16 protein-coding genes are annotated in these 17,426 nt (G+C 72.8%); 6 read left to right on the forward strand and 10 right to left on the reverse strand.

Translation table 11 applies throughout. From position 1 onward, the window contains the following. Positions 1–46: 46 nt before the first annotated feature. Positions 47–592 carry a cysteine hydrolase family protein gene (locus IH54_RS0125015; RefSeq protein ID WP_031520751.1) on the reverse strand — a complete coding sequence of 182 codons (546 nt, stop codon included), beginning with the start codon at positions 590–592 and terminating at the stop codon, positions 47–49. 234 nt (positions 593–826) lie between these two features. On the opposite strand from IH54_RS0125015, the gene IH54_RS0125020 reads away from it, so the two are divergent. The 4 genes from IH54_RS0125020 to IH54_RS0125035 all read left to right on the forward strand — a co-directional run bounded on the left by IH54_RS0125020 (position 827) and on the right by IH54_RS0125035 (position 4,296). Further along, a complete protein-coding gene (locus tag IH54_RS0125020) occupies positions 827–1,333 on the forward strand; it encodes a DUF6584 family protein (protein WP_031520753.1) in 507 nt (168 codons plus the stop codon). Between the two features lie 715 nt (positions 1,334–2,048). Beyond that, complete coding sequence (locus tag IH54_RS0125025) at positions 2,049–2,333, forward strand: hypothetical protein (protein ID WP_159012064.1); 285 nt, start codon at positions 2,049–2,051, stop codon at positions 2,331–2,333. Positions 2,334–2,352: 19 nt separating this feature from the next. Next, the gene (locus IH54_RS0125030; protein WP_031520757.1) at positions 2,353–3,354 is read left to right on the forward strand and encodes a hypothetical protein; all 1,002 of its coding nucleotides are present in this window, start codon (positions 2,353–2,355) and stop codon (positions 3,352–3,354) included. A gap of 489 nt (positions 3,355–3,843) precedes the next feature. Next, complete coding sequence (locus IH54_RS0125035; protein WP_031520759.1) at positions 3,844–4,296, forward strand: hypothetical protein; 453 nt, start codon at positions 3,844–3,846, stop codon at positions 4,294–4,296. A gap of 240 nt (positions 4,297–4,536) precedes the next feature. On the opposite strand, the gene glnA is transcribed toward IH54_RS0125035, so the two are convergent. Then, entirely contained in the window at positions 4,537–5,946 is a 1,410-nt protein-coding gene (gene glnA / locus IH54_RS0125040) for a type I glutamate--ammonia ligase (protein ID WP_031520761.1), read from the reverse strand. Between the two features lie 197 nt (positions 5,947–6,143). On the opposite strand from glnA, the gene IH54_RS0125045 reads away from it, so the two are divergent. After that, positions 6,144–6,611 carry an RDD family protein gene (locus tag IH54_RS0125045; RefSeq protein WP_078862509.1) on the forward strand — a complete coding sequence of 156 codons (468 nt, stop codon included), beginning with the start codon at positions 6,144–6,146 and terminating at the stop codon, positions 6,609–6,611. A 134-nt stretch (positions 6,612–6,745) separates the two neighbouring features. Here IH54_RS0125045 and IH54_RS0125050 read toward each other — a convergent pair whose 3' ends face one another. From IH54_RS0125050 to lipB, 4 genes are all read right to left on the reverse strand, one after another. Further along, complete coding sequence (locus IH54_RS0125050; RefSeq protein WP_031520766.1) at positions 6,746–7,423, reverse strand: DUF4191 domain-containing protein; 678 nt, start codon at positions 7,421–7,423, stop codon at positions 6,746–6,748. A 65-nt stretch (positions 7,424–7,488) separates the two neighbouring features. After that, entirely contained in the window at positions 7,489–7,761 is a 273-nt protein-coding gene (locus IH54_RS0125055; protein ID WP_052397844.1) for a hypothetical protein, read from the reverse strand. Positions 7,762–8,018: 257 nt separating this feature from the next. Next, positions 8,019–8,996, reverse strand: a complete 978-nt coding sequence (lipA, locus tag IH54_RS0125060) for a lipoyl synthase (protein ID WP_052397845.1) — start codon at positions 8,994–8,996, stop codon at positions 8,019–8,021. A gap of 59 nt (positions 8,997–9,055) precedes the next feature. Then, positions 9,056–9,964 carry a lipoyl(octanoyl) transferase LipB gene (gene lipB, locus IH54_RS0125065; RefSeq protein WP_031520772.1) on the reverse strand — a complete coding sequence of 303 codons (909 nt, stop codon included), beginning with the start codon at positions 9,962–9,964 and terminating at the stop codon, positions 9,056–9,058. A gap of 288 nt (positions 9,965–10,252) precedes the next feature. Here lipB and IH54_RS0125070 point away from each other — a divergent pair, with 288 nt between their 5' ends. Continuing rightward, complete coding sequence (locus IH54_RS0125070) at positions 10,253–12,052, forward strand: regulator (protein ID WP_234343818.1); 1,800 nt, start codon at positions 10,253–10,255, stop codon at positions 12,050–12,052. Positions 12,053–12,751: 699 nt separating this feature from the next. Here the strand turns inward: IH54_RS0125070 and IH54_RS0125075 are convergent. The 4 genes from IH54_RS0125075 to IH54_RS0125090 form a co-directional block, all read right to left on the reverse strand. Then, complete coding sequence (locus IH54_RS0125075; RefSeq protein WP_031520777.1) at positions 12,752–13,978, reverse strand: NAD(P)/FAD-dependent oxidoreductase; 1,227 nt, start codon at positions 13,976–13,978, stop codon at positions 12,752–12,754. Between the two features lie 209 nt (positions 13,979–14,187). Then, a complete protein-coding gene (locus tag IH54_RS0125080; protein WP_031520778.1) occupies positions 14,188–15,084 on the reverse strand; it encodes a TIGR01777 family oxidoreductase in 897 nt (298 codons plus the stop codon). A gap of 339 nt (positions 15,085–15,423) precedes the next feature. Beyond that, positions 15,424–15,936, reverse strand: coding sequence for a DUF4240 domain-containing protein (locus tag IH54_RS0125085; RefSeq protein ID WP_031520780.1), 513 nt, complete (start codon positions 15,934–15,936; stop codon positions 15,424–15,426). A 162-nt stretch (positions 15,937–16,098) separates the two neighbouring features. Continuing rightward, positions 16,099–17,187 carry a GNAT family N-acetyltransferase gene (locus tag IH54_RS0125090; protein ID WP_159012066.1) on the reverse strand — a complete coding sequence of 363 codons (1,089 nt, stop codon included), beginning with the start codon at positions 17,185–17,187 and terminating at the stop codon, positions 16,099–16,101. Positions 17,188–17,426 lie beyond the last annotated feature (239 nt).

A 17,426-nucleotide genomic window follows, 5' to 3' on the forward strand; every position in this document is an offset into this window, starting at 1 on the left:
GCTCTCCGTACGGCGCCACGCGCGACGCGTACGCCCGGACAGCCGCTCACCACCGCATGGCGTCGACGTCCGTCAGACGGGCGCCCATGTTGCGCTCCATCATGCGCAGCGCCGCCTCCGCCAGATCGGCGTGGAGGTGGGCCACGGCGTCCCGGAGCACCGTGACCTCCAGATGCCGGATGTGGGCATCGAGCGCCGAGTAGAGCACGCACTGCTCGGTCGCCTGGCCGCAGAGCACCACGTGCCCGATGCCCTCCTGCTGGAGCAGGTACTCCAGTGGCGTCTGGTAGAAGACCGAATGACGGGCCTTCACGACGAACAGCGACTCCTCGTCCGGCACCAGCGGCTCCACCAGCTCCGCGTGCGGACCGCTGAGCGCCGCGTCGACCAGCTCGTCGTGGTGGGAGCGCCACCGGCCGAAGTTGTCGTTGACGTAGATGACCTCCGTGCCGCTCCGGCGCGCACCGGCCAGCGCCCTGGTGAGGGCGGGCAGTTTCTCCCGTACCGACGCGACCAGCAGATCGGCGTCCGGGTGGTCGTAGGTGTTGATCACGTCGATGACCACGAGCGCAGCCCGTCCTGCCCTTTCCATGAACCCATCCTGCCCCGGACCGGAGCCGTGGCGGCGGTGCCGCACCGCCGTCCTGGCGTTGCCGCGACCGTCGGCCCGGCGCGTGTCCAATCCGCCCCCAACCGCTCTCGCCGCTGTCCCGTAACCGCTGGTGGCCCGTCTCGGCAGAGCTCGCCCCGATGCCGTCGGGGGCGAGCCGCTGCTGAGCGACAAACCGGGTCGACGGTGGCCACTGCGGTACCCGATCATGCGTTCATGCCTTTGACAGACACCCTTGCCCGGGTCGATGCAGACCTGGCCGCCGGCCGGGTCCCCGTCGCGCGCCAGCGCCTGCGCGGGCTGGTGTCGTCCTTTCCCAACGACCTGATGCTTCGCCGGCGCTTGGCCGAGGTGTACCGCCTGTACGGAGACCCTGCGGAAGCAGGCCGCTGGATGTACCTCGAACAGGACCGGGACGCACAGGAGACCACCGCGTTCGAAGCGAGATACCGCACGGCTCCGCAGCGAATGCGGGCACTTGCCTGGCAGGGCCCGGAGTCGCTTGCCCGAACCACCTTCGCCGGAGAGCAACTGGCATCGGTGCGGGCAGCGTGCTCCGATGCCATGGGACGCCCCGTCGACTGGGACACGGTGCCGTCCGGCGAGAAGGCGGACAGCAGGTGGAGCGCCTTCGCCGACTTCCTCGCAGGGGCAGGATGCCTGGTGGCGGTCCTCGCGTTCTTCGCGATCTGGGTGAACGGACTCGTCGCCCTCTTCGACTGACTCAGATCGTCGGGGCCTGCGGACCTGGAGCCTGCCGCCGGAGGCCCGACTCCTGCGGGCGGCCGCGCAGGACGCCGCAACCACGATTTCGCAGTCCAGATGGCGTGGGAACAGTTCGCCGCACGATACGGCGTCAACAACGTCTACGCGGACGTCAACCGTAACTACGGGCCCCGTGCCGGCCAATGGGCGATCCCCGACGCGGGCCCGGCAGGCGGCGTCGGTAAGCCCGACCTCGGCATCCAGAACATGCCCATGGCTCCGGAAGGAACGGGCACCGGCTGGTGGCTCTACGAGATGAAGCCCGCGACTCAGGCAATTGAGATCGGAACCACCTACGGGAATTCTGCCAGCACCATGCTGCAGCTCCGTGGATACATCGAGGGGCTCCGTAACACCGGGATCAACGCCCACGCGGGAGATGACGGCGTCCTGGTCCCGAACTCCGAAATCAATCCGCATACCGGGCAACTGGTCACCGTCTTCCAGCCCGCCGACTGGGACACGTACGGCCGTAACTACACGCATCCGGACCCGAACATCGAGAGTCTGCAGGGACTGATCTACTACTCCTCCTTCAAACTCAAGAAGGAGAAGGACCGCTCCAAGGAGTTCGAGCGGGAGCTCGCGTCCGTCCAACTTGCGGCTTCCAACCTCGGTATGGACCTTGAGACGTTCACCGAGGTCGCCAATGGCATGGGGTGTGATCAGCCCGTTGAACGCCTCACTGAGCAGTTGCCTCTACCTGGCGGCGCAGACTGCCGCCAACTCCCAGGTCGATCCGCTCATGGAGCAGCTCAACGTCCTCGGCCGAAAGGCCTACCTCTGGCAGAGCCTCGCGGCGCTCACCGTGCCCCTCGTGCCTGCACTCGGTCTGGAACTCGTCACAGGTACGTCGGTGACCGAGGGACCGCTCGCCCCGTTCGAAGGCGAGCTGCTGCCGTGGAGTCTGCCGCGTATCGTTGCCGGGACCCAAGACGGCTTCGGGCTCGCGGCCTGAGATCCGAAACGGAGAAGGAATGCTGCGACGCGAAGGCGACGGCACGGCCTGGTGGCAGGCCCGCCAGCGACTCCTCGGCCGCCGGACCGACGTCCCGCACGTACTGAAACTGCGCCTTGTGGCCGAGGGTGACAGCGCCGACGTCGCACAATGGACGCGACGGATCATCGAGCAGGTGCACGGGGGAGTGGGAGGCCTCGACCCAGCTGCCAGTGCGGACGGGGCGCAAACGGGCTTTGCGGAGACTTTCGAACGCCTGCCCGCCGGTCCGGAAGGGGAGGACGAGGCACTGGCCCGCCTCGCGGACGGACGCACATCGAACGTCTTCCTGCGCTGGTCACTCGCCTCAATGCGTCGCGACGCCGAGGAAACCGAACCGAGTGCGGTGCTGATCCTCCAGCCCGTCTTCGGCAGGCCGACCTGGGAACTGGGTCTGCACACCGGGCCCGCACAGCAGACCGAGGACAGGCACCAGGACATCGACGCGCTGTGGGAAGAACTCCTCGACTCGGCTGGGCGGTTGCCGCTTACGGTCTGGGGTGCCGTCAGCTACGACGTCCCGGTCCCGCACGGCACTCCCTACGAGACGTACTTCGCCATTCCGGACGGCGCCACCCAGGCCCGTACCCATCCCCGCGGCTACTTCCCCCGCAACTTCCTGACCGCCACGCACCTCGACGCCCTCGGCGGCGCGGCACAGGTGGCCGCGCGCTGCGCCGAACTCGGCCTGCGCTACCAGCCCGTGCCGCGCGGTGACCTTCCGCCGGGGGCGGTGGTGGGTGGTGAGGAGCCCACCCTCCACACCTCCGACGCCACCCTCGCCGCGGTCCGTGACCTCCTGAACCCGATCCTGATCCACCAGTCCTACACCTGGTACGCGGGCCCACCGCTGCGGGTCTTCAAGGAGCCCGGTACCGCCTTCCGCCGCGTCCCGCCCGACATCGTCACCCCGTGGTTCGACGACGACCCTCCGCTCGAACCCGACTCCGGCGACGCCCGCCGCCTGGTCCCCGACGTCTGACGGAGCCGGGCAGCACCGCGTCCCGCAGGCCGACGGGATGCACGTCGCCGTGCTCGCTGCGGGGCATCACCGAGTGCCACCGATGTAGCCCGGCAGGCGATGGGGGTCCCCCTCGGCGGCCCGCGGGAGCGGCTTCGCTGCCGCGGGTCCGGATGGGGACATCGTGGGTGGAAGCCCGCGAGAGGCGTGCGGACCGGCGGGCCTGCACGGATGCGATGAGCAGCCGGTTTCCCCTTCGGCGGGCATGGCGATCCCGTCCCGCCGGCGCCGGCCGCGGGGCCGGTTCGGACGCGGCGAGGGCTGTCGGGGCCGGCGGTGTCGCCGATAGCGTGGTGTGCGTCACTCATTCCCCCCACGGCGGCGCGGGTACCCGCTTCGTTCTCACCCTGGCGCCGCCCATCCCCGAAGGGATGTCAGATGAAGTGCACGACATCGCTCACCCGTGGATCCCTCGCCTTAGGGACCGGCCTGCTCGCGGGCGTACTCGCTGTGCCCACCACGGCAAGCGCGGACGCCTCGCCGTCCCAGGCGTTCTCGGCCCAGTCCGCCGACGCCTGCCCGCACGGCCTCACGCAGGGCACCCTCAGCTGGGTCGTCGACCAGTCCTGGCACGCTGTGGTGTACGTGAACGGCACGCTCAGCGACCAGCCCGAGTCCGCCTCCAGCGGCTCCTTCGCGTGCGCCGAGGACGGGTACGAATCGGACGCGAGCTTCACGATCTATGACGGAGCGAACGCGGTGACCACCGCCCATGAGCAGGTCGACAACGGCGTGGTCGGATTCGGCTTCCCCCTCAGGGGCGGTATCGACGTCCGGAGCGGCAGCGTGGTCAGCGAGACGCTGGTGATCCAGATCTGCCGCTCCCCGGTGAACAGCCAGATCAAGGCCCCCACCTACTGCGGCAAGGCGGTGACGTACTACCCGACGTACGTCACCGGCTAGACCACCTGCCGCCGGCCGGCCACTGGCGGAACCAGGGACAGGGCTGGTTGTGGCACCCCACGTGACGGCGACCGGCCCTGCCTCCTCGGCTGATGCCCGGTCAGCTTGCAAGCCCGTCATTTCACATCCATTCACCTGAGGGTGAGGACGGGCGAGCGACGACGAGAGCCTCTGAGCGGCGTATTCGCAGCTCAGAGGCTCTGTTGTGACCCCCCGGACAGGGGGGTCAAGGACCCGGATTTACAGGTCGAAGTAGAGCTCGAACTCGTGCGGGTGCGGGCGGAGCTGGATCGGGGCGATTTCGTGGGTGCGCTTGAAGTCGATCCAGGTCTCGATCAGGTCGGCGGTGAAGACGCCGCCGGCCTGGAGGTACTCGTTGTCCTCCTCCAGGGCGGTGAGGACCGCGGGGAGGGAGGTGGGGACCTGGGGGACGCCGGCGTGCTCCTCGGGGGCCAGCTCGTAGAGGTCCTTGTCGATCGGCTCGGCCGGCTCGATCTTGTTCTTGACGCCGTCCAGGCCCGCCAGGAGGAGGGCGGAGAAGGCCAGGTAGGGGTTGGAGGACGGGTCGGGGGCACGGAACTCGACGCGCTTGGCCTTCGGGTTCGAGCCGGTGATCGGGATACGCATCGCCGCCGAGCGGTTGCGCTGCGAGTAGACCAGGTTGACCGGGGCCTCGAAGCCGGGGACCAGGCGGTGGTAGGAGTTCACCGTCGGGTTGGTGAAGGCCAGCAGCGACGGGGCGTGCTTGAGGATGCCGCCGATGTAGAAGCGGGCGGTGTCGGACAGGCCCGCGTAGCCCTGCTCGTCGTAGAAGAGCGGGGTGCCGCCCTGCCACAGCGACTGGTGGACGTGCATACCGGAGCCGTTGTCACCGAAGATCGGCTTGGGCATGAAGGTCGCGGTCTTGCCGTTGCGCCAGGCGACGTTCTTCACGATGTACTTGAAGAGCATCAGGTCGTCGGCCGCGGCCAGCAGCGTGTTGAACTTGTAGTTGATCTCCGCCTGGCCCGCGGTGCCGACCTCGTGGTGCTGGCGCTCGACCTGCAGGCCGGACTTCTCCAGCTCCAGGCTGATCTCGGCGCGCAGGTCGGCGAAGTGGTCGACCGGCGGGGTCGGGAAGTAGCCGCCCTTGTAGCGGACCTTGTAACCGCGGTTGTTCTCCAGCGCGCCGGTGTTCCAGGCGCCGGCCTCGGAGTCGATGTGGTAGAAGGACTCGTTCGACGACGTCTGGAAGCGGACGCTGTCGAAGACGTAGAACTCCGCCTCCGGGCCGAAGTACGCGGTGTCGGCGATGCCGGTCGACGCGAGGTAGGCCTCGGCCTTCTTCGCCACGTTCCGCGGGTCGCGGCTGTACTGCTCGCCGGTGATCGGGTCGTGGATGAAGAAGTTGATGTTGAGCGTCTTGTCACGGCGGAAGGGGTCGACACGCGCCGTGGACAGGTCGGCGCGCAGCGCCATGTCCGACTCGTGGATCGCCTGGAAGCCCCGGATGGACGAGCCGTCGAAGGCCAGTTCCTCGGCCGGGTCGAACGCCGATGCCGGGACCGTGAAGTGCTGCATGACACCTGGCAGGTCGCAGAACCGGACGTCGACGAACTTGACGCCCTCGTCCGAGATGAACTTGTTGACGTCGTCGGCGTTCTGGAACATCCCACTCCTCCTAGGCCCGGCCGGCCGGCCGGGGGTGGCGATCGAGGTGCGGCCACTGCGGCGGCCCACACTGCCATGACCATAAAGACCTGGCATTTCTCCAGCATGACCCATTTGTTTCGCGGATGTTAACCGGGTGGTGACGCGCCTGGTCCCCGGCGCGCGGCGCTGGGCCGTCCGGGGGTTACCGTGGTCGGGTGGACAACAGGGAAGTCATCGGATCGTGGCTCTCGGGGCCCCGTGCGGCAGCCGAGAAGATGGGCGTGGAGTTCGGGTACCGCGGTGAGCGGCTCGGGCTCCCGGAGAGCGGACCCGGCTCCATCGCGTCGGTCGGCCGGCGCATCGCCGCGCTGTTCATCGACTGGTTCCTCAGCGTGCTGATCGCATACGGTCTGCTTGCGCACCGTGACGTACATCTGGCGAGCAACTGGGCGCTCCTCGTGTTCGGCGCGGTGAGCACGATCGGTCTCGGGCTGGTCGGCGCGACCCCCGGCAAGCTGATCATGCGCACGCGGGTCGTGCAGGTCGACGGCACGCGCCTCACCCTGCTGGGTGCCCTCCTGCGCGCCGTACTGGTGCTGCTCGTCGTCCCGGCCGTCGTCTTCGACCGCGACACCCGCGGCCTGCACGACAAGGCCGTCAAGACCGTCCAGATCCGGGTCTGAGCCGCCGCTCCCGAACTGCGGAGGATCCGGAACGGTCCGGAAACGGTCCGGAACGGTCGGAACCCGAACGCCGTGACAGCCGAAAGGGCGCCCCCGCGACGGGAGCGCCCTTTCCTGGTCAGGTGAGGGAGAGATCAGCGGCCCTTGGGCATCCGCATGCCCCTCGGCAGCGGACCCTTCGGGATCGGGAGCTTGGACATCGGGTCGCCCAGCGCGCGCAGCCGGTCGTTGACCTGGGTGGTCTGCGGGCCGGTCAGGGTGCGGGGGAGGCGCAGCAGCGTCGTCCGCAGCTTCTTGAGGGACAGCTCGCCCTCCGCCGTGCCCACGATGTAGTCGTGCACCGGCACGTCGTAGACGATCCGGGAGACTTTCTTCTTCTCGTTGGCCAGCAGGCCCTTGACCCGGTTCGGGTTGCCCTCGCCGATGAGCACCACACCGGCCTTGCCGACCGCCCGGTGCACCACGTCCTGGCTCTTGTTCATCGCCACCGCCGGTGTCACGGTCCAGCCGCGGCCCACGTTCTGGAGTACTGCCGCGGCCGCGCCGGGCTTGCCCTCCAGTTGGCCGAAGGCGGCCTTCTCGGCACGGCGGCCGAAGATCACCGCCATCGCGAGGAAGGCCAGCAGGAGTCCCAGGATCCCGGCCCAGATCGGATGATCGATCAGGAATCCGAGTGCGAGGATGACACCGAAGGTGACGATTCCCACAGCCGCCACGATCAGCCCGACCTTGGGGTCGGCCTGCCGGGTCATCTTGTATGTCTGAGCGATCTGTGCCAGTCGCCCAGGGTTCTCGGATGTCTTCCTCGCCATGGGGCAAAGGATACGTGGCCGCCGGCTCAGCCGTCACGGCGACCGCCTGCTGCGCGGGACCCGCTTCAGTCGCGTACGGCGTCCTCGCGCGCGGCCGTCGTCAGGGGCGCCGCCGGATCGGGGACGGTGGCCGTGGCCAGGGCCGCCATCTCGTGCTCGGCCTCCCGGCGGTCCCTGGCGCGCTGCCGGTCGGCGACGACGGACGCCCAGGCGTTACGCCGGGCGGTCTGCTGGCCACCGCGCAGCAGAAACGATTCGACAGCACGCAGCGCGCCGGCGACCGGCGTATGCGTGGGCAGGTGCAGATACGGACGTGCATGGACCGACTCGGACGGCATGGCGTCCCCCTCAGGAGCAACGAGACGAACCGGAGTGCGCAGTGTCGTGCGTGGTGCGGGGCGGTGCGGGCGCGTCTGCCGCCCCGGCCGTGAGAACCAGGCTCGCGACAACGTGTTACCAGCCGGTGACCACCCGGTCAATCTCACATGAAAGCCGCGCCCCCGCCCGCACCCCGCCCCGCCAGGTCACTCTTCCGGCAGCCGGGCAGGGCCGGGTGAGGGGATTCACACGCCGGCCCCCGCGGGGCCGGTACGGCTCAGCCCGCGTGCACCGCGCCGGGCAGCGCGCCCAGCTGCGCGCGGCGGTCGACGGCCTGCTGGAAGAGGCGCCCGGCGCGGTAGGACGAGCGGACCAGCGGCCCGGACATCACGCCGGCGAAGCCGATCTCCTCGGCCTCCTCCTTCAGCTCCACGAACTCCGCGGGCTTGACCCAGCGCTCCACCGGGTGGTGCCGCACCGAGGGCCGCAGGTACTGCGTGATGGTGATGAGCTCGCAGCCCGCGTCGTGCAGGTCCTGCAGCGCCTGGCTGACCTCGGCGCGCTCCTCGCCCATGCCCAGGATCAGGTTGGACTTGGTCACCAGGCCCGCCTCGCGCGCCCGGGTGAGGACGTCCAGGGAGCGCTCGTAGCGGAAGCCTGGGCGGATGCGGCGGAAGATGCGCGGCACCGTCTCGACGTTGTGCGCCAGCACCTCGGGGCGCGATCCGAAGACCTCGGCGAGCTGCTCGGGCACCGCGTTGAAGTCCGGGACGAGCAGCTCGACCTTGGTCCGTCCGGCGGCCCGCCCGGCGGTCATGGCGTGGATCTGCCGCACCGTCTCGGCGTACAGCCAGGCGCCGCCGTCCTCCAGGTCGTCGCGCGCGACGCCGGTGATCGTGGCGTAGTTCAGGTCCATCGTGACGACGGACTCGCCGACGCGGCGCGGCTCGTCGCGGTCCAGCGCCTGCGGCTTGCCGGTGTCGATCTGGCAGAAGTCGCAGCGCCGGGTGCACTGGTCGCCGCCGATCAGGAACGTCGCCTCGCGGTCCTCCCAGCATTCGTAGATGTTGGGACAGCCTGCTTCCTGGCACACCGTGTGCAGGCCCTCGCGCTTCACGAGCGACTGCATCTGCGTGTACTCGGGGCCCATCTTCGCCCGCGTCTTGATCCACTCGGGCTTGCGCTCGATGGGGGTCTCGCTGTTGCGGACCTCCAGGCGCAGCATCTTGCGTCCGTCGGGTGAGACTGCGGACACGACCGGCTCCCTAAAGCTGAGATTGTGCCTGAGGCTTTGATTCTTCGGTGAACGCCAGCTTACGCCGCGGAATTCCTGGAAGGCGTGTCGATGACGCGGGGCAGCGGGACGGCCGTGGCCAGGACGTCGGCGAGGTGCTTCTCGACGACCGGCAGCACCTCGGCGACGGTGACGTCCCGCCCCAGCTCCTCCGCCAGCGAGGTGACGCCCGCGTCCCGGATGCCGCACGGCACGATGCGGTCGTACCAGGTGGTGTCGGGGTTGCAGTTGAAGGCGAAGCCGTGCATGGTCACGCCCTTGGCCACGCGGATGCCGATCGCCGCGAGCTTGCGGTCCTCGCGCCGCTGGCCGGCGTTGGAGGGTGCGTACTCCGGGCCGTTGAGCCGCGGGTCGAACTCGTCGTCCGTCAGCCGCGGGTCGAAGTCCAGGGTCAGCCCGCTCGGCCGCTGCTCCACGCCTGTGGTCGCGCTCCGGCTCGACTCTGCTCCGGCCGCGTGTCCCTCCCTCGTTCCTCGGTCGGAACCCGCAACCTGCGCTGCATCTCGCCTGCGCTGCTCCACCGGGTCGCCCAGCACCCACACCCCCGAGCGCCCCTCCACCCGGGAGGTCTCGACGCCGAAGTCGGCGGCCACGCGGATGAGGGCCTCCTCGATACGGCGGACGTGCGCCACGACGTCGACCGGGCGCGGCAGCTTCAGGATCGGGTAGCCCACGAGCTGGCCCGGGCCGTGCCAGGTGATCTTGCCGCCGCGGTCGACGTCCACCACCGGGGTGCCGTCCAGCGGACGCTCGCTGTCCTCGGTGCGCCGCCCCGCGGTGTAGACCGGCGGGTGCTCCAGCAGCAGGCAGGTGTCCGGGATCTCGTCGGCGAAGCGCGCGGCGTGCACGGTGCGCTGCTGCTGCCACGCCTCCTGGTACTCCACGGCGTCGGGTCCGAAACCCAGGTGAACGAACTTCAGCTCACTCACGGCGACTCCTCTGCGGTGCGCGGCGCGGCCGACGCGGGTTGTCGTGAGGCGCCCCGTCAACTGTACGGCGGCCAGGCGGAGCAACCCTGCGCGGGGCGGCCCCGCCCGGCGCGAAACGGCGTGACCCATACCACGGTGGCCGCCATCGGCGCAGCCGGCTTACCCGGCAATGTGGACCGTTGTCGCTCAATCGGACGAATACGGGGCTCTTGTGGCGAGGCGGACGGCGCAGACCGTTACATTCGCGCCGATCCGACGTTGCCGCAGAGGAAGAGGGCCGTACCGCCGATGGCCGACCGTGTCACGCCGCGCACCCCGAACGGACCCTCCGTCGTCCCGGCCCCCGGGCCCGGACGCCCGACCGCCGCCGGCCACCACCCCCCACCCGCGCAGTTCGCACCGGACGAGGAGGACGAAGCGGCGATGGACGCGGACCTGGAAGCCGACCCGGACCTGGCAACGGGCCAGGCCCCGCAGACCGTCGCCGCCGCACCCGGCGGTACGGGCCGGAGCGGGCGCACCCAGCACCGCAACGCCCGGCTGGCCGCGCTCATCGCCGAGGCCGGCTTCTCGCACGCCGGACTCGCCCGCCGGGTCGACCGGCTCGGCCAGGAGCACGGCCTCGACCTGCGCTACGACAAGACCTCCGTGACGCGCTGGCTGCGCGGCCAGCAGCCGCGCGGCACCACGCCCGCGCTCATCGCCGAGGTCTTCACGCAGCGCCTCGGCCGCCGGCTGTCCGCGCAGGACCTCGGGCTCGACGCGTGCGCGCCCGTCTACGCCGGGCTCGAATACGCAGCCGGCGCGGCCGAGGCCATCGACATCGTGAGCGGCCTGTGGCGCAAGGACACCGGCAACCAGGCCGAACTGCGCAAGATCGCCTTCTCCCCTGCGGGCCTCGTCGTCCCCAGCCGCGACTGGCTCATCGGCGCCGCCGACGACTCCGTGAGCCGCCTGTCCGCCCCCCTCCCGCCGCCGCGCACCGCCGTCGCCGCCCCGCGCACCCCGCCGCCCGGCACGGCCACGGCCGTACGCGTCCCGGGCGGGGCTTACGGCGCCGCGGTGCGCGGGCCCGCCGCCGCGTACGGCCAGAGCGGCGTGCGGGTGCCCGCGCAGAGCCGCGGCACGCAGCGCGGGGCCGGGCAGGACGCCCGCGGCGTCCCGCCCACCGCCGCGGGCCGCGTCGGGGCGGGGGACATCGCGGCGCTGCGCGCCGTCGGCGACCTCTTCCGCGCCCTGGACCACGCGTACGGCGGCGGCCACGCCCGCCAGGCCCTCGTCCGCTACCTCGAGCACGAGGCCGAGCCCATGCTGCGCGGCACCTACGGGGAGACGCAGGGGCGCCGGCTCTTCGGCGCCGTCGCCGACCTCACCCGGCTCGCCGGGTGGACCTCCTACGACATCGGGGCGCACGGCCTCGCGCAGCGCTACTTCGTCCAGGCGCTGCGCCTCACCCAGGCCGCGGGGGACCGCGTCCACGGCGGGTACGTCCTCGTCACGATGAGCCGCCAGGCGGTCTACCTCGGGCACGGGCGGGAGGCGGTGCAGCTCGCGCGGGTCGCGCAGCAGGGGGTCGGGACGACGGCGCCGCCCGCCGTACGGGCGCTGCTGCACGCGGCGGAGGCGCGCGGGCACGGCGTGCTCGGCGAGACCCGCGCGTGCACCGCCGCGCTCGCCCGCGCGGAGCGCGCGTACGCCGCCGCCCGGCCCGGCGACGAGCTGCCCGCGTGGGCGCGCTTCTTCGACGAGGCGCAGCTCGCGGACGAGTTCGGGCACTGCCACCGCGACCTCGGGCAGTACCGGGCCGCGGTCGCGCAGGCCGAGCGCTCGCTCCAGCTGCGCGCCGCCGGCTACGCGCGCAGCCGGCTCTTCTGCCGTGCCGTCCTCGCCTCCGCGCGGCTCGCCCTCGGCGAGGTGGACGCGGCGTGCGCGCTCGGGGCGGAGGTGGTCCGCGGGGCGGCGGACATGCGGTCCGCTCGCGCGGCGGATTACGCGCGGGACTTCGCGCGGCGGCTCGATCCCTACCGCGACACCTCCGCCGCCCGCGCCTTCTTCACCCGCACCTCCCCCGCGGGCCTCCCCCTCTGACCCCGCCCCGGAAGCGCTCGCGCTACCGCCCGGGGGTTGCGCCTGCCGCCGCCGGGCGACAATCCCGGGGCTGCGTCTGCCGCGCCGGGCGACGATCAGGGGCTGCGCGAGCTACCTGCCACCGGCCGGTGGTCCGGTACGAGACCGGACTGCCCCTTTGGGTGGGTGGCGGCCCGCGCCCCGGTGGGGGTGGGTCGCGCAGTTCCCCGCGCCCCTGAAAACGCTGACCCGGCGGGGCAGTTCATGCCCGGCGGCGTAGCCGCAGCCGTGTTCTGCCGCGGGGGACTCGTTGTTGAGGCTGCGTCTGCCGCGCCGGGCGACGATCAGGGGCTGCGCGAGCAACCTGCCACCGGCCGGTGGTCCGGTACGAGACCGGACTGCCCCTTTGGGTGGGTGGCGGCCCGCGCCCCGGTGGGGGTGGGCCGCGCCGTTCCCCGCGCCCCTGAAAACGCTCACCCGGCGGGGCAGTTCATGCCCGGCGGCGTAGCCGCAGCCGTGTTCTGCCGCGGGGGACTCGTTGTTGAGGCTGCGCCTGCCCGCGCCGGGTACATCAGGGGCGCGGGGAACTGCGCGAGCAACCTGCCACCGGCCGGTGGTCCGGTACGAGACCGGACTGCCCCTTCGGGCCGGTGACGACCCGCGCCCCGCGTGGCAGCGCAAGCCCCCGCGCGGCAGCGCGAGCCCCCCGTGGGGGCGGGGTCAGGCGGCGGCCTGGTGGGGGGACGGGGACGGGAGGGTGTCACGGACCACCGTGGAAGCGGCGCGGCGCGCGGAGATCAGCGCGCCCTGCAACGTGCTGGACGTGCGATGGGAGCCGCAGACGTAGAGGCCGTGGAGCAGGCGGACGGGGCGGTGGAGGTCGTGCGGGGGCGGCATAGCCGCGACCGCCTCGGGGTCGGTGTGGAAGCCGAGCAGCTCCCACTCGTCCGTCGGCGTGTCGTACAGCTCCGCGAGATGCGCCCGCACGGACTTGTCGGAGTCGCCGTCCGGCGGCGGGCCGAGGACGACCGAGGTGACGAGGGAGCGCCCGGCGGGGGCGCGGGTGGGGTCGATCGCGGAGGCGGGCAGCGAGTGCGAGACGGGCCCGAGCCGGTCCGCGTCAAGGACGAGCACCGGCTCCCGCAACGGTGCCACGGGCGCGGCGTGGTGGTAGACCGTCACCTGGTGGAAGCCGGGCACCCGCAGCCCCGGCAGCAGCTCCGCCGCGGCCCGCGCACCCGTCGCCACGAGCACCGCCCGGCAGGGCAGCTCCGTGCCGTCCGCGGTGCGCACACTGTGCACCGCGACCCGGTCCGCCCGCGTACCCAGACGTAGCGTCCCCGGCGGCAGCGCGGCCGCGAGCCGTTCGGGCAGGCTCGCCGCGCCACCGGCCGGTACGCACGTACGGCCCCGCGCGAAACCGCGCAGCACCAGGTCGGCCACCCGGCTGGACGTCTGCAGCTCGGGGTCGCACAGCAGCGCGGCCAGCAGCGGCCGCAGGAAGCCCTCGACGCTGCGCGGCGCGAAACCGCGCCGGGCGAGCGCCTGCGCCGCGGACGTCTCGGGACGCGCGGCGAGCCGCCCGTCGGGCGCTCCCGCGAGCCGCCCGAGGGTCGCGGCGAGCCGGGCGCGGTCCAGCGCGGAGCCGAGGCCCGCCGCCCGTATGCCGCGCGGGTCGCCGACCCGGTAGCCGCGCCCCCCGGAGCGTACGAGCGCGCCGGGCGCCAGCGGGGCGAGCTGCAGCCCCCGCAGTCGCGGCACCCGGTGGAACTCCGGGTAGGAGGTGTTGAGCAGTTGGGGCCTGCGGTCCAGCCGGAAGCCGTCGACGGTGTCGGTGGCCATCCGGCCGCCGACCCGCTCCGCGGCCTCCAGCACGCCGACCGTCAGGCCGGCGTCCAGCAGGTGGTGCGCTGCGGACAGGCCCGCGAGGCCCGCTCCGATCACCATGACGTCCACAGGTGCTGTGGTCTTACCGCGTGCTGACAGCACGATGTCCCTCCCCGAGGTTCGGGCCGACTCCCCGCTCGTGTGACGCCCGGCGCGGGGCGCACGACCGGTGCGGCTCGGTCGGTGGGGCGCGCGCGGCGCAGAGCGCTGGTAGGGGTCATGCCCCCATCAAAGGTCCTTGATGCGGGCGCAACCGGCCCGATCCGGCCTTATCCGGTACGCAACGCCGCCCGGATCGCTTCGTCGATACCCGGGTGCGCGAAGGTGAACCCGCTCTCCAGCAGCCGCGCGGGCCGCACCCGCTGGCTGCCCAGCACGTCCCCGGCGAACTCGCCGAGCGCCGCGCGCAGCACGGGCGCCGGTACGGCCGCGAGCGTCGGGCGGCGCAGCACGCGGCCCATCGCCGCGGTGACCTCTCGGTTCGTCAGCGGCTCCGGCGCGGTCAGGTTGACCGGGCCGGTCAGGGCGGGCGTGTCGAGGATGTGCCGCAGCGCCGCGAGCTCGTCCCGCAGCGAGATGAAGCTCCAGAACTGTCGGCCGTTGCCGAGCCTGCCGCCCAGGCCCGCCTTGAAGATCGGGAAGAGCCGCCCCCACGCGCCGCCCTCCCGCGCCACGACCAGGCCCGTACGGGCGAACGCGGTACGGATCCCCGCCGCCGCGGCCGGCTGCGCCGCGGCCTCCCAGTCGCGGACCAGCTCCGCGAGGAAGCCCGTGCCCGGCGGGGCGGACTCGTCGACGGGGCGGTCGCCGGTGTCGCCGTAGTAGCCGATCGCGGAGCCGCACACCAGCACGCGGGGCGGTACGTCCATCGCCGCGAGCGCCGCGGCGAGCGTCCGCGTGCCGCGGACCCGGCTGTCGTACAGCACCTCCTTGCGGGCCGCCGTCCACCGCCGGTCGCCGACGCCCGCGCCCGCGAGGTGGACGACGGCCTCGCAGCCCGCCAGGTCCCGGGGGTCGAGCCGCCCCGCCACCGGGTCCCACCGCACCTCGTCCGCCCCCGCCGGCTCCCGCCGGACCAGCCGCACGACGTCATGCCCGCCGCGGGCCAACTCCGCCCCCAGCGCACTCCCGATGAGCCCCGACGCACCTGTGACGGCAATTCGCATGCCCTCATCCTCCCCCGGGGGCCGCCTTCACGCCGCCGGGCAGGCGTCACGGGTGCGCGTGCACGTGCGCCGCCGGGCACGCCTTCCTGCGGCGCAGGGCGGTGAGCGTTTTCAGGGGCGCGTGGGGGTACCTCCCAGGGGAAGCTCCGGGGGAGAACTGCGCGACCAGCCCCCACAGGCCGGTGGTCCCGGGGGTACCTCCCAGGCGAAGCTCCGGGGGAGGACCGAACCGCCCCTTCGGGCCGGTGGCGACCCGCGCCCCGGGTGTGCCCCGCGCCGCGGGGCGCGACCCCCGCCGCGCCCCCGCGAACTCGCGCGCCGCCCCGCGCCGCGGCACGCTCAGGCGAACGCGTCCCACAGACGCGGCAGCTTCGCTGCCATCGCCGCGGAGTCGTCGAAGTCGAGGTCCTCGCCCTCGGGCGTCTCCCGGGCCGGGAGGCCCAGATCGGGGAGGGGGAGCGCGGTGAGGCGCTCGTACGCCTCGTCGGCGGCGTAGCCGACGTCCTCCGCGTCGCCGTCCGCGTCGGGGTCGAAGCCTGGGACCAGCTCGGCGAGGTCGTCCGGCGCCGCCAGGGCGCCCTCGAAGACGTGCCGGCCCTGGGCGATGAGCCAGCAGCGGAAGTAGTCGAAGGACTCCTCGTCGGCGCCGCCGAGCATGATGTCGGCGGCGGCCCACAGGTCCCAGCGGAAGGCCCGCATGAAGCGGGTCTCGAAATGGCGGGCGAAGTCGAGCACCGCCTCGGGGTCGAGCCGGGTGAGGCGCTCGACGAGCAGATCCGCATGCTCGTCCGGATCGCCGCCCGCCGCGTCGCGCGTGCTGTCGACGATCTCCCAGAACTCCGTCTCGTCCATCACCGGTCCAGCTTCCCGGTTGCCGCGGGCGCATGCACGCGATCTCCGCCGGACGCGTCCGTGTCGTTACGCACACCGGCGCGCGGTGCGGCGCGCGGACGCGCCCCCGCGCCCGGCGGCCGACCCCGCCGCCGACCGGCCGCCACGGCGGGAAAGGACCGCTCAGCGGCGCCGCAGCCGCAGCCGGTAGCGGACGGTGCGGCGCAGCGGCCGGAAGCCCAGCGTCGCGTTGACGGTCAGCAGGTGGCGGTTGTCGTCCGGGACGGCGGTGTACAGCTCGGTCAGGCCGGGCTGCGCGGCGGCGAGCCTGCGGAGCAGCTCGGCGGTCATCCACAGGGCGAGGCCGTGGCCGCGGTGGTCGGGGACGACCGCGGCGTCGTACTGGCGGGCGCGCCGCGCGCCGTCGCCGGGGAGCAGCACGGTGGCGTAGCCGACGAGGTCGCCGGTGCCGTGCAGCGCGGCGACGGTGAGCAGCCGGTCGCCGCGGCGGGCGGCCAGCTCGGCGGTCTCGTGGACGTGCGCGGGGTCCCAGCGGGTCGCACCTGGGGCGAGCCCGGCTTCCGGGGGCAGCGGCGGGAGAGTGCGCAGGGCGGCGGTGAAGCCGTCGGCGAGGGTGTCGGGGGCCGCGCCCTCCCAGGCGGTGAGCCGGTAGCCGGGGTGCGGTACGTCGGGCAGCTCGGCGACGGGCGCGGGGATGTCGTCCAGCGGCAGCCGCTGCCAGGTGCGGCGCAGGACGGGGACGAAGCCGCGGGTGGCGAGGAAGCCCTCGCCGGACGTGCCGGACGTGACCTCGCCGACGACGCTGCCGCACCCCTCGGCGGCCGCGGCCTCGGTGACGGTCGCGAGCAGCCGGGAGCCCGTGCCGAGCCGGCGGTGCGCCGGGTGCACGGTCATCCGGATCTCGCCGGTCACCCCGCCCTGCCCGTCGGCTCGCGGCACGTGCCCGCCCCCGCCGGAGCCGCCCGCGCCGGAGCCGCCCGTACCCGCCGCCGTCAGGACGTCCGCGATGCCGTCCTCGCCCGCCGGGAGGCGCAGGGACGCCGTGGCCACCGGGTCGGACGCCGCGCTGCGCAGCAGCCACAGCACCTGGCGGCGGCTGCTGCCCGTCGTGGTCAGCCGGGCGCGGACCGCGGCGTGCGAGGGCACCGGCTCACCGGGCCGGTCGTGCGCGAACGCGGCCGACTGCACGCGGTACCACGCGTGCAGGTCCTCCACCGTGGGAGCGGCCAGCGGGCTGGGGTTGGCAGGCATCCGGGGCAAGCTAGCGGGTAGGTGTAAGCGCCCGCAATCCCTTGCGGGTCATCAACCGTGCCCAATTCCCCCCAGCCGGAGGGCACTTGACCCCTATTCGGGACGAACGGCCGCCGCCGCCCCGCCGGGTGGCCCGGTCACCCGGAGCCAGCCTGCGGGGCGGCGGCAACTTGCCACGTACGAGCGGCGGGTACGGGGTGCGCTGCCCCTGCCGACGGGACCGCGGTCCCGTACCGACG

Origin of the sequence: Streptomyces sp. NRRL F-5123 (genome assembly GCF_000721495.1) — a bacterium.
In the GTDB taxonomy this organism is placed as follows: domain Bacteria; phylum Actinomycetota; class Actinomycetes; order Streptomycetales; family Streptomycetaceae; genus Actinacidiphila.

Bases quoted from the DNA above. Each gene is read 5' to 3' on its own strand.
- IH54_RS0125015 (WP_031520751.1), bottom strand. From the start codon at position 592: ATGGAAAGGGCAGGACGGGCTGCGCTCGTGGTCATCGACGTGATCAAC.
- IH54_RS0125020 (WP_031520753.1), top strand. From the start codon at position 827: ATGCCTTTGACAGACACCCTTGCCCGGGTCGATGCAGACCTGGCCGCC.
- IH54_RS0125030 (WP_031520757.1), top strand. From the start codon at position 2,353: ATGCTGCGACGCGAAGGCGACGGCACGGCCTGGTGGCAGGCCCGCCAG.
- glnA (WP_031520761.1), bottom strand. From the start codon at position 5,946: ATGTTCCAGAACGCCGACGACGTCAACAAGTTCATCTCGGACGAGGGC.
- IH54_RS0125050 (WP_031520766.1), bottom strand. From the start codon at position 7,423: ATGGCGAGGAAGACATCCGAGAACCCTGGGCGACTGGCACAGATCGCT.
- IH54_RS0125055 (WP_052397844.1), bottom strand. From the start codon at position 7,761: ATGCCGTCCGAGTCGGTCCATGCACGTCCGTATCTGCACCTGCCCACG.
- IH54_RS0125070 (WP_234343818.1), top strand. From the start codon at position 10,253: ATGGCCGACCGTGTCACGCCGCGCACCCCGAACGGACCCTCCGTCGTC.
- IH54_RS0125075 (WP_031520777.1), bottom strand. From the start codon at position 13,978: ATGGTGATCGGAGCGGGCCTCGCGGGCCTGTCCGCAGCGCACCACCTG.
- IH54_RS0125080 (WP_031520778.1), bottom strand. From the start codon at position 15,084: ATGCGAATTGCCGTCACAGGTGCGTCGGGGCTCATCGGGAGTGCGCTG.
- IH54_RS0125085 (WP_031520780.1), bottom strand. From the start codon at position 15,936: ATGGACGAGACGGAGTTCTGGGAGATCGTCGACAGCACGCGCGACGCG.
- IH54_RS0125090 (WP_159012066.1), bottom strand. From the start codon at position 17,187: ATGCCTGCCAACCCCAGCCCGCTGGCCGCTCCCACGGTGGAGGACCTG.